At 49.8% G+C, this 12,296-nt stretch carries 8 protein-coding genes; 5 read left to right on the top strand and 3 right to left on the bottom strand.

Annotation, left to right across the window (positions count from 1 at the left end; genetic code table 11):
- Positions 1–113 precede the first annotated feature (113 nt).
- Together IEX62_RS05975 and IEX62_RS05970 are read left to right on the top strand one after the other, a co-directional pair.
- Complete coding sequence (locus tag IEX62_RS05975; protein ID WP_188774488.1) at positions 114–2,132, top strand: ABC transporter ATP-binding protein; 2,019 nt, start codon at positions 114–116, stop codon at positions 2,130–2,132.
- Positions 2,113–3,966: an ABC transporter ATP-binding protein gene (locus IEX62_RS05970; protein ID WP_188774487.1), complete on the top strand. Its 1,854-nt coding sequence runs from the start codon at positions 2,113–2,115 to the stop codon at positions 3,964–3,966. Before IEX62_RS05975 ends, IEX62_RS05970 begins: the two co-directional genes overlap by 20 nt.
- A gap of 169 nt (positions 3,967–4,135) precedes the next feature.
- On the opposite strand, the gene IEX62_RS05965 is transcribed toward IEX62_RS05970, so the two are convergent.
- From IEX62_RS05965 to IEX62_RS05955, 3 genes are all read right to left on the bottom strand, one after another.
- Positions 4,136–4,594 (bottom strand): TM2 domain-containing protein, encoded by a 459-nt coding sequence (locus IEX62_RS05965; RefSeq protein WP_188774486.1) that lies wholly within the window; start codon positions 4,592–4,594, stop codon positions 4,136–4,138.
- A 41-nt stretch (positions 4,595–4,635) separates the two neighbouring features.
- Positions 4,636–4,986, bottom strand: coding sequence for a TM2 domain-containing protein (locus IEX62_RS05960; protein ID WP_373289091.1), 351 nt, complete (start codon positions 4,984–4,986; stop codon positions 4,636–4,638).
- Between the two features lie 221 nt (positions 4,987–5,207).
- Positions 5,208–5,717: an antibiotic biosynthesis monooxygenase family protein gene (locus IEX62_RS05955; RefSeq protein ID WP_229685630.1), complete on the bottom strand. Its 510-nt coding sequence runs from the start codon at positions 5,715–5,717 to the stop codon at positions 5,208–5,210.
- Between the two features lie 278 nt (positions 5,718–5,995).
- Here IEX62_RS05955 and IEX62_RS05950 point away from each other — a divergent pair, with 278 nt between their 5' ends.
- The 3 genes from IEX62_RS05950 to IEX62_RS05940 are packed head-to-tail and all read left to right on the top strand — an operon-like array spanning position 5,996 to position 12,260.
- The gene (locus tag IEX62_RS05950; RefSeq protein WP_188774484.1) at positions 5,996–9,109 is read left to right on the top strand and encodes a lantibiotic dehydratase; all 3,114 of its coding nucleotides are present in this window, start codon (positions 5,996–5,998) and stop codon (positions 9,107–9,109) included.
- Positions 9,100–10,938 (top strand): ABC transporter ATP-binding protein, encoded by a 1,839-nt coding sequence (locus tag IEX62_RS05945; protein WP_188774483.1) that lies wholly within the window; start codon positions 9,100–9,102, stop codon positions 10,936–10,938. The genes IEX62_RS05950 and IEX62_RS05945 overlap by 10 nt, the downstream gene beginning before the upstream one ends.
- Positions 10,920–12,260, top strand: coding sequence for a lanthionine synthetase C family protein (locus IEX62_RS05940; protein WP_188774482.1), 1,341 nt, complete (start codon positions 10,920–10,922; stop codon positions 12,258–12,260). The genes IEX62_RS05945 and IEX62_RS05940 overlap by 19 nt, the downstream gene beginning before the upstream one ends.
- The last annotated feature ends 36 nt before the right edge of the window (positions 12,261–12,296 follow it).

The following is a 12,296-nucleotide window of genomic DNA, read 5'->3' as shown; positions in this document are numbered from 1 at the left end:
CGATGGCAGACAGCGGCGCCTTTCGTTACAACTTCGCTCATCATCTGGACGAATGAAGGCTATGAAGTCGGTCATCATAGATCGTACATATTTTACAGACAAGGGGGAGCACCATGTCGTTAATGTTTTCCTTTTTGAAGAAATACCGGGTGGCTGCGATTCTTGCCTTACTGATGATGCTGATCGAATTGACATTGGAGCTGATCCAGCCTTATCTGATCTCCAAGATCATTGATGATGGCATCAGCAAGCAGTATATGCCGTCTGTGCTATTATGGGGCGGTATTTTGACAGCAGGCACGGTGATTGCTTTTATAGCGGGCATATTCAGTTCATTTTATGCGTCCTATGCGAGTCAGGGGCTTGGCTACGATCTACGTGATGCGCTGTATCGGAAGGTGCAGTCGTTTTCGTATAGCTTGTTTGGACAATTTGCGACGTCCTCGCTAATTACACGGCTGACGAATGATGTGACGATTTTGCAGGATATGCTGTTTATGGGGCTACGCTTTATGCTACGTATGCCGTTGCTCGTTATCGGAAGTAGTGTGATGGCGCTAATTGTGAACGTGAAGCTTGGCTTACTGCTGGTCGTTGGAGTACCGATTTTGCTGTTATTCGTGATGGCGATTATGAAGCGTGCGGCAAGGCTATTTGAACGGGTACAGCGGCGATTGGACACGGTCAACAATGTAATGCAGGAAAATCTGACAGGAATGCGGCTTATTCGTGTATTCGTACGCAAGCAGCATGAACGCAAGCGATTCGAGCAGCATAGCAGCGAGCTGATGAATGATACGGTATCCGCGCTACGACTGACCGAGACGACAATGCCGTTTATTTTATTCATTATGAATGCGAGTATTATCGCTGTGCTCTGGTTTGGTCATCGTGATATTTTGACCGGCTCGGCTTCGGTCGGTGAAGTGGTAGCGATTATCAACTATTCGATGCGTACAATGGGTGCATTATCTGCCTTCTCGATGATCGTAGCGTCCTTCTCACGTGCGCGTGCATCCGCAGGTCGGATGGATGAGGTGCTAACGGCGGAAGAGGCAGCAACTCATGTCATGTCTCCGCAGGATCGAAGTGAACAAGCGCATGAAGTTATGGCACAGGCAGATGACAAAGTGACCGCACAACTGAATGGAGTCAATGCACGATTCGATCAAGCAGCAGCATCTGATGTTGAAACCGCCTTCAAGACTTCTGAGCAGCCAGCCATCGCGAAAATGCAAGGCGCTTCCGCCACGATACAAACTAGCGCTATCTATGGCGACACGATCAAGCAGGATCATATGATGGCAGATGGCACTTATGGTCGTTCCCAGCACAAGAAAAGGGATCTGGTTGTATTGCCCGGGCAGGCAGGTTATGCAGCTGAGGTGGAGCTAGAGGGCGTTCATTTCCGTTATCCCGATACCGAGCGCCCGATTCTGACGGACATTTCCTTCGTCGCGCGTGCAGGTCGTATGACAGCGGTGATGGGCGCTACCGGCTCAGGAAAGTCCTCGCTTATGCAGCTTATGCTACGCCTGTACAATCCGAATGCAGGGACGCTTCGGATCGATGGGCAGGATATTGCTTCTATTCCAGAGCATGAGCTACGTAGCCATATCGGCTATGTTCCACAGGAAATCGTGCTGTTCACAGGCACGATTCGTGAAAATATCGCCTGGGGGAATGAGCACGCTACACTGGAGGAGATTCAGGAGGCAGCACGTATTGCTCAGATTCACGATACGATTGTAAGCCTGCCAGCTGGCTATGAGACACGGCTTGGACAACGGGGCGTCAATCTATCCGGCGGGCAAAAGCAGCGGCTCTCCATCGCGCGTGCGCTCGTACGTAAGCCATCGCTGCTACTGCTGGATGATAGCACGAGCGCGCTTGATGTACGCACCGAAGCAAAGCTGTTAGAGGAGCTTGGACAGCTATCCTGCACAACGGTACTGATCACACAGAAGATCAGCTCCACGATTCGTGCGGATAAAGTATTACTGCTACAGGATGGTCGCTTGATCGCAGAGGGTGGTCATGAGCAGCTATTGCAAGCCTCGGAGCTATATCGACGCATCTATGCATCGCAATTTGGAGAGGAGGAGCTACAGCATGTGGAAGGCATTCATTGATCCGTTTCGAGTAGCTCGTCCATCTGCGCCGCGTGCGAACGAAGCGCAGTCCGCTAAAACGGGAACACAGCAGGACAATCGTAAACGCGCGAAAAATTGGCGCGGTACACTGGCACGTATCTGGATCTACCTCGCAGAGCGGCGGCTCAAGCTGTTTCTGGTGCTGTTCATGGTGCTACTAACGTCTGGACTGACGCTGCTGGGTCCCTATCTGATCGGGATTGCGATTGATGATTTTCTGGCGCGTGATAGTGGGATGCTGTGGATCTGGTTTCTGGTCGCGCTGGGTGCCGTTTATATTTTGAACTCGATTACCTCATGGCTGCAAAACGTATGGATGATTGAGATTGCACAGGAAACGGTATACCGGATGCGCTCCGATCTGTTTGCTCATTTGCACCGACTGCCGATTCCTTTTTTCGGTAAGCGTCAGCAGGGGGAACTCATGAGTCGGGTGACGAATGATATCGAGAATGTGAGCAGCACGCTCAATAGCTCGGCGATTCAGATTTTCTCCAGTGTGCTCACGCTGATCGGTACGCTCGTCGTGATGCTATGGCTCAGCCCGTTGCTGACACTGCTGACCTTTATCGTCGTTCCGCTGATGGCGCTGGGGATGCGCTGGATTACGAAGCGTACAGGCCCGCTCTTTCGCGAGCGCCAGCGCAATCTGGGCGAGCTGAACGGTTATATCGAAGAGACATTATCGGGCGAAAAGATTATTAAAGCATTTGGGCGCGAACAGCAGGTAATTGATGACTTTGCCCAGCGGAATGATCGGATTCGCTTTTCAGGCTTCTGGGCGCAGACGATTTCGGGCTTTATTCCCAAGCTGATGAATGGACTGAACAATCTGAGCTTTGCGCTGATTGCTCTAGTTGGTGGTATGCTGGCGATTCGGGGTGCGATTACGGTCGGTGTGATCGTGATCTTTGTGGAATATGCACGGCAGTTTACACGTCCGCTGAATGATCTGGCGAACCAGTGGAATACGCTATTGTCCGCGATTGCAGGGGCAGAGCGTGTATTTGAGATTATGGACGAGGATGTGGAGGAAGCGGATGAGCAGGGCGCGACCGAGGTCAAGCAGCTGTCCGGTGCAGTAGAGTTCAAGGATGTCTCCTTTGCATACGATACCGAGCGCAGTGGGGATACGCTACAGCATATTTCATTTTCGGCAGCACCGGGCGAGATGATTGCGCTGATCGGCCCTACGGGTGCTGGGAAGACGACGCTCATTCAGCTCATCTCGCGCTTTTACGATGCGGATCAGGGACAGATTACAGTAGATGGCAAAGACATTCGTACCCTGCGCCGCTCCAGTCTACGACAGCATATGGCATTTGTATTGCAGGATTCCTTTTTGTTCGAAGGAACGGTGCTGGACAATATCCGCTATGGACGGCTGGATGCAACGGATGAGCAGGTGCGTGAGGCAGCGAAGCTGGCAAATGCAGATACGTTTATCCGTCAGCTGCCTGATGGGTACGAGCAGGTGCTCAGTCGGGATGGTGGCGGCATTAGTCAGGGGCAACGACAGCTGCTCACGATTGCACGGGCGATGCTGGCTGATCCAGCGATTCTCGTATTGGATGAGGCGACGAGCAGTATTGATACGGTTACTGAGATTCGTATTCAGGAGGGCTTACAGCGGCTGATGAAAGGGCGTACTAGCTTTGTGATCGCGCATCGACTGAACACGATTCGCTCTGCCGATCAGATTCTCGTGCTGCGTGAAGGGCAGATTGTTGAGCGAGGGAATCATGATGAGCTACTGGAGCAGGGAGGCTTTTATAGCGAGCTATTCCATAGCCAACTGCAAATATCATCCTGAGCAGGACGCAAACGATAAAAAAGACCTTTTCCATCACATATGGAAAAGGTCTTTTATGTATACATATGGTGCTTATAGGCAGAAACTCTGTTGCTTATAGAGCTGTGAGTAGAGCTTGATTCATCTAATGAGCATCTGGTCTATTCAGCGATACAGCAGCGATGCCAGATTACCTCTGCGGATAAGGTGGCTGTGGTGGATAAGGCTGATGCGGTGCACCTTGCGGTGGTTGACCGCCATAGTTATTACGCTGTGCTTGCGGATTGTTACGAATCCATTCCAATTGCTGCATGATCTCACCCTCGATCTGAGCATTCATTCCACGTACCATGCCCGGAATGAGGAACAGATCCACAACAACCCAGACGAACAATGGAGCTGCAGCGCCAAAGAACAGGATTAGACCTACAATGACTCCTGGTGTAGCATTCGCTTCATCAAAACCGGCGGTAGTCACCATCATAACGATATAGCCAAGAGCAGCGATCAGGAATAATATTAGCTGTACAATCGCTGTTGCTGTCCGTTTCAGATAAAAGCGATGAACACCAAGGTGTCCACCAATCAGCATCAGATAGGCAAGTCCAAGTGACTTCTCACGCGGACGCATTTCGGAATTGAGTAGCATCAGCTCCTGTGGAGAGAGCTCATAACGTGTCAGCATCCGAATTAGTAGTTATAATCCGATGAGATTGGCTTTTGAACGAGAATCTGATCGATAATGTTGCTTTCCACATAAGCATTACGCTCTTTCACCCAGGTATGTACGAGGAACGCATCCACGACCCACCAAACCGCAGTGACGATCATGCCGACCATCGTTAACGACAAAATCAGTTGAGTAACAGCTGTACCGATTTTACCCATGTAAAAACGATGTGCGCCAAAAATACCGAGGAAATACCACAGTACATAAGCAACGACCATGTTTTTGCCGTATGTTTTGACTTCCGATTCCAGCAGCATCAGCTCGCGTGCGTCAAGCTGGCTTTTACGCTGGAGATTGTAATTCATTCCCATTTCTATACCCCTCAATTTCTAAAAGTAGTATGGAGTGCCAATGATATGGCTTCCAATGTAATGCCATTTTAACAAGAATAGGCGTTAGAATCTACCATGTTATACGGGTTGTCGCCGAATTCGTTACATTTTTTAGGTCAATGATAGAATCGGTCAAATGTAAAAAGCCTGCTCTCTTTTGGAGAACAGGCTTTTGTAGTTGAAGTTAGGAAGCAGACTGCCTATAGATCGACCGTAAATGTTCTCACAAAGGAAGGGCGTGGGAAAATAGACGGCTGCTGTACATCGATGCCTTCTTCTGTATTCCGCTTGCGGTGCGCATGGCTGTACGCTTGCGATTCCTGCCATGCTTTGAAGTCCGACTCGCCTTCCCACAGTGTCATGATCACATACGTATCATCATCGAGTGGACGCAGCACACGAATGCCGACAAAGCCCGGCTCATCCTCTACCTTGCGTGCGCGATTCATAAAGCGCTGTTCAAAGGCAGAGCGACCCTCTGCGGTCACCGGAATATTATTCAATACCGCATAATTACCACCGACACGACCGCCGCTATCCAGTACCTCATAGCTGAACGTATGCTGGGAACGAATATCAACAGGCAAAATCTCATCAATCTCCATCACATAACGAACATCTCCGTCATGGCGCATAGAGATCACCTCTGGTAAATGAGCAGCTTCTGGAAATTGATCATGAATATTATGGGAGCTGATATACATGTACATGAAATATTCCTCCAATAGGTTCAATACAATTCTGATAAAAACCTGATATTTGTACATTAAAATAAATTCCACAGTTTATCAACCAGCGCAAAGAAGCTGTTATGTACATAACCAGTACCGTCTGTGACTACGCAAAAATCGTTTTATTTTATCTCTTATTTGCCATTCGCAAGCACGTTCACCAGACTGCTGGGCTACTGCATCGTCCATACAGAATGGATCAAGCCGAACCCATTCCATCTGTTTAAAATACATTTATTCGAAAAGAGGTCATAGATATGAAGCCACTTTTTCAGCCAGTCGGACAGTATATGGTACGCCTTCCTCTCAGCCCTGTCTCCGATGAGACAGTTCCTATGAATATCGAGGAAGTGGAGGAGCAATTAGAGCAATGGTGCCGGGATCCGTTATTTCGTGAACAGGTGCTGATCGCGAGCCGCACCCTGTATGACACGATGAATGTCTATCTCCATCAGCCGGAGAAGCTGAGCGGGAAAAAGAAGCGTAATTTTGTCCAGGCGATGCTGAAGTATGCGGGGCGGCGTGCCCATCGTACGACTCCGTTTGGTCTGTTTACAGCTGTAGGGGTAGGGCAATTTGAAGAGCATCATCAATGGACATACGACCGTCTGCATATTCGCAAAACGGCGCGAGTCGATCTGGAATGGTTATTTTTGCTGATCAAGCATGTGGAGCAGGAACACAGCGTCCAGCTTCATTTCAAGCTGAATCCAGCCTGTTATATCAAGGGAGATCGTGCGTATTTGCTGTATAGCATCGATGGGAAGTCCGAGGATGTACAGATTCGTGCTACACCTGCCTTTCAAATTTTGTATGAGCATAGTCGTATAGCGGCTTCATTCCCGGCACTGGTGCAGACGTTACTACATTATTATCCAGATACACCGGCAGAGCGTATCCAGCACTATGTACAGGAGATGGTCAATCAGGAGTTTCTGATCTCCAATCTGCGTCCTCCGCTGAATGCTAGCGATCAGTTCGCCTTTGTCATCGAGCAATTGGAAAGATGCTATCTCGATCCCCAATTGATCGCACAGCTCAAGCAGATTCAGCGTATGATCGGTGATTATAATGCCACCGAGCCGGGAGCTGGAGAGACTGCCTATTTGCAGCTGGTTGAGGCGATGCAGCATATTCAAACGTCCTCCTCGCCGCTACAGATTGATACGGGCATGGATCAGGAGGAGGGGATGGATTCAGGATTACGTCTGGGTGAGGATATCGCCGGGCACATGGCACATCTCGCCTCCGTGTTATCTGCTGTAGCTATCCCGTTAGAGCAGCGACAGGGCTACTGGGAGCAGTATAAAAATAAGTTTATTGAAAAATACGGTGTGGATCGTGAAGTCCCATTGCTGGAAATGTTGGATACCGCGACCGGTATCGGAGCGCCTTACTCGTATACTCATCCAGCCAATGATTATTTTGAGCAGGTTCAGCCGGGCGAATATGTGACGCCTGCCTTCAAAAGTCTGCTGCTGCTCCATTACATGGAGGCTGTGCAGAAGGGAACGCCGATCGAGTGGACGCGCCAGCATTTTGAACCTCATCTCCATGCCGAATCGAATGCTAGCGAAATTCCGGTATCGCTGGAATTGAACTTCTTGCTGCGCATGAGAGACGGGCAACCGCTGCTATATCTTGGGCCGAATATCGGTTCCCGGCAGGCGGGCAAAACATTTGGACGATTCGCTCATCTGTCATCAGGGATGCATACCGTATTAGACCATATTCATCGTGAGGAGCATCGAGTACGCGGACAGCAGGCGGAGCAGATGTGTGAGCTTAGCTTTATCCCGCACCAGATTCGCTCTGGTAATGTGACACGCAATGCGAGCGGTCGTGCCAGGGAAATGGCACTATTTACGAATAGCTCGCGCGATGCAGCGGATCAGGTGAGCATCGAGGATATCGGCATCGGTATACATGGTAATCACTTTTATGCACGCCATCGTCGGAGTGGGGAATTGCTCGTATTTGGTGCTAACAATATGTTGAATCCGCTGATGACAGCGAATGCGATTCGATTTCTACAGGAAATGGAGGAGCATCGTCGTCGGAACTGGAGCTATTTTCCCTGGACGGATGTGTACAAGGTATTTAAATATGTACCGGAAATTCGTTATGAAGGCATCGTGCTATCCGGTGAACAGTGGCAGATCAACCTGAATGATCTATACGATCACGACAAGCCGGATGAGTCTGAATTTGCCGAGCGATTCCAAGCATTCCGTCTGCGGTACCGTTTGCCATCCAGCTTCTATATTGCGAATTCGGATCATCGACTGATCGTGGATACAGCGGATGAGCGCTCTATGCGCATGCTATTCGCAGAGCTTCGCAAGTCTGGTCATCAGAATATTCAGTTGGTCGCTCTGGAAGAGGGCGAGCCTGCGGTTCATGATACAGAAGGGCGCGGATATGTGGCAGAAGTAGTTGTACCGCTGGTACGCATCGCTGAAGAGGAGCCGCAGATCATTCAGCCTAAGCTGTGCAGCATGGAGCTGGAGCAGCAGCGCTTGAAGATGCCAATGGATGATTGGCTGTATATCAAGCTATATGGCAAGCAAGCACGAGAGGAAGAGCTGATTGCGTTTGAGCTGTTGGATTTCTGTCGTGAGCTATCGGCTCATTTACCAGTTCAGCATTTCTTCATGCGTTATATGGATCCGAAGCCACATATTCGACTGCGCTTCAATGCGGATTCCGAGACGCTAATGACGATGCTACCTGATGTGCTGGAATGGCTGAAAGGGCTAAAGCAGCAAGGGCTGATTGCCGATTATGTGATCGCTTCGTATGATCGTGAATTGGAGCGTTATGGCGGTGTGGCGGCTATTCAAGCGGCAGAGCGGCTGTTTAGTGCAGATAGCTTTGTCGTGGAATCGATTTTGCGTGGACGGCGATTGAAGCAGCTGACGATGGAGACCGATACGATTGCGATGGTGTCGATCATCCGTCTGCTCCAGCAGCTTCATCTGAATCCACAGCAGCAGCTGGATATTTTAAGTCGTCAGGGCATCTCCAATAACGAATATCGTCAGGAGTTCAAGCAGCAGGCAGCCTATTATACCGAGCTTTGTGATCCTTCGAATCAGTGGCAGAAGCTTATTGCTGAGGATGGCGGCAAGGAGCTGCTCGATCTGCTTGCGCTGCGGGATGCACATGCGCACGAGTATGCGACCTATTTGCATCAGGAGTTGCCGATCACTGCACATCCAGCAGATATGATCGGTAGCGTGCTCCATCTGCACTGTAACCGTCTGCTCGGAACTGATCGTGAAAAGGAACGCCGCGCGCTGGCATTGACCGCTCATACGCTGCATGCCCTTCATAGCCGCAGCCGGGAAGGAAGTCTGTCATGGAAGTAAAAGAAACCTTTCGACTGCGTGATCTATTGTTCACGCTGCGTCAGCTTCCCCGCACGCTCCAGCTTGTATTTCGTCTGGAGGGTAGACTGTTTACCGTGATTGCTGTGCTGAGCTTGATTACCGGGCTAGCGCCAATCGCCACACTGTATATTTCGCAGGAGCTGATCAACTCACTGGTGCACATTCAGGCAGGAATCCAGCCGATTCTATGGCTGTTCGGCACCTATATCGTCGTCACCCTGCTGTCGGAATTGATCTCGCAAACGATGGATTATTACAACACGCGCTTTCAGTTTAGTATGAATTACAAATTGAATTATATGATTATGGAGAAAAGTGGACGTCTGGCATTGGAGGACTTTGAGAATCCAGAAGTATACGACCGACTGGAGCGCATCACGCGCGAGATTTCGTACAAGCCCTTTCAGATTTTTCAGTCCTTTATCGCTATGGCAACGGCAGCGGTGACGCTCGTATCCGCGATTATCTTCCTGATGACGTGGAACTGGTTTATCGCTGTATTGCTGCTGTTAGTACCGATTCTGTCGCTCTTTTATTTTCTACGGATTGGGCAGCAGGAGTTTTTCATACAGTGGAAACGAACAGGGGAAGAGCGTAGAGCCTGGTATCTGAATTACATTTTGACGCATGATTTCTCATTTAAGGAAGTGAAGCTGTACGGTCTGAAGGGCTATATTCTGGAGCATTATCTGCGTATTAAACGCAAATTCCTACAACAGGATACGACGGTGCTACGGCGCAAGACGGCATTTAATTTTATCTATGAGATTATTGTGCAGATTGTCGGAGCGGCTGTGATTTTACTGGCGATTCTATCCGCTTATGCAGGTCGGATTATGGTCGGTAATGTGCTAAGCTGCATTCGCTCTGTCGGCATGGTACAGAGCAATTCGCAGGCGATTATTAATCAGATCTATGCGATCTATAACAGCAATCTGTATATGAATCAGCTCTTTGAATTTCTGGAATATCGGGAGGAAGTGATTCCCGAGCATCTGCAAGCAGGCGATTACACCGAGACGATTCGTGAGATCAATATTGAGCATGTAAGCTTTGCCTATCCGGGCAGTGAGCAGCGTAGTCTGGAAAATATCAGTCTTACATTTCGCGCAGGTGAACGGGTCGCGATCGTAGGGCCGAACGGTTCAGGCAAAAGTACATTGATCAAGCTATTGTCCGGTCTGTACCGCTTGCAGCACGGAAGTATTCGGATTAATGGTCAATCGATGGAGCAGATTCATCCTGCCGATTATAGCAACCAGCTCGCGGTCTTATTTCAGGATTATATGAAATATGAGATGACCCTTCAGGAGAATATCGGCTTCGGTCAGGTGGAGCGGATGCAGGATACCGAACGAATGAAGGCAACGCTGGAGCGCATGCAGGCACATTTTGTGCGAGAGCAGGGCGACTACAATCTGGATATGCAGCTTGGACTCTGGTTTGACGAGGGACGTCAGCTGTCTGGTGGACAATGGCAAAAGATCGCCCTTGCCCGTACCTATTTCCGCGACGCCTCGGTGTACATTCTGGATGAGCCGAGCGCGGCGCTGGATCCGATTGCGGAAAAGGAAACATTTGATACCTTTTTCCGATTATCCCGGCAAAAGATCGGTATCTTTATCTCGCATCGACTGGTAGCGGCTCAGCAAGCTAATCGGATTATTGTGATGGATCAGGGGCAGATCGTTGGCGAGGGTGTGCATGAGCAGCTACTGCGCGATTGTCCGGTATATCGACAAATGTATGAATCGGAAAATTACGAGATTGATATGGGAGGCGAAGCCGAATGGAAGCAAGTGCAATAACCGCAACCGGTCTGCCCATCGTTGACCGGATCAAGCAGATCGCGCTCAATATGCAGGATTATGATCGCCTGCTGGATGTAGTTACGCATCCACATAACGATTTGCAGCTAGGTAATGAGCGTATTAGTCCATGGAGCGTGTCTTCATTAAGTCATGGCATTCCGGGTATCTGTATGCTGTACGCGGAGCTGCATGCTCACTTCCCAGACGAGGGCTGGGATCAGAGAGGACATCATTATCTGTCCATTCTGGTGCAGCATATTGCCAGCGAAGGCATACATAGCTCGTCACTCTTTTCAGGAGCTGCCGGAATTGGTCTGGCTACCGTATGTTTATCGCAAAATGGACAGCTATACGGTAAGTTTATTCAGCGAATTCATGATTACCTGCTCGTACATGTTCCCATCATGCTGAACCATGCCAGAGCAGGCACGGTGCGCAGTGGAGATTACGATGTGATAGAGGGATTAAGTGGGGTTGCGGCGTACCTGCTACTATTCCAGCAGGAGCCGCAGATTCGGTCATTGCTAGAGCAGGTCGTGGATTATTTGATTGAACTGGCGCAGCCGATTCAGGTGGGCGATCTCGCTGTCCCCGGCTGGCATATTCCAGCCGCGAATCAATTCAGCGAAAGCGAGAAGCAGCAGTATCCAGAGGGGAATTTCAACCTCGGCTTATCGCATGGTATTCCCGGCCCTTTACTCGTACTGTGCAAGGCATGGCAGCAGGGCATTCGGCGTCCGAACCAGCTGGAGGCGATTCAGGAGATGGCAGCGTTCGTGATCCAATTTGCCAGTCAAGATGAGCAGGGGCATCTATTCTGGAAGGGCTGCATCGGTATGGATGAATTCCGACAGGGCCAAGCACATGAACAGACAGAATTTCGACGTGATGCGTGGTGCTATGGTAGCCCCGGCGTGTGCGTAGCACTCTGGCATGCAGGCGAAATTCTGGCAAGAGACGATTGGAAGCAGCTCGCACTGGATACGTTTCAGCATACGCTGGAGGATATTCATCATATCTATTCGCCTACCTTTTGTCATGGCTTTGCCGGTCTTGCTCAGATCGCCAGTCAGTTCCAGCTTTGGAGTGGCTCGCCATCGCTCCAGACTCAAATCGATCGGTTGAAAGCAACGATCATGGAGCAGGATGATCCACAGTATGCGTTTGGATTTTCCAATCTGGAGCATTTTGAGCAAAGAGGCATGACCTCGGTACAGTACACGGGTCTGCTGGATGGCACAACGGGTACAGCTCTGACCCTGTTGCATCTGGAATTAGGACAACGTACACCGTGGCAACAGGCATTTATGCTAGCGTGAAAGAGAGGAACAGCATTCATTTTACCAATTTGGAAA

The sequence above is a fragment of the Paenibacillus hunanensis genome, from assembly GCF_014645615.1.
Classification (GTDB): Bacteria; Bacillota; Bacilli; order Paenibacillales; family Paenibacillaceae; genus Saccharibacillus; species Saccharibacillus hunanensis.
Note: the sequence above shows the minus strand (reverse complement) of the source record. Positions and strands in the feature narration are given on the sequence as shown.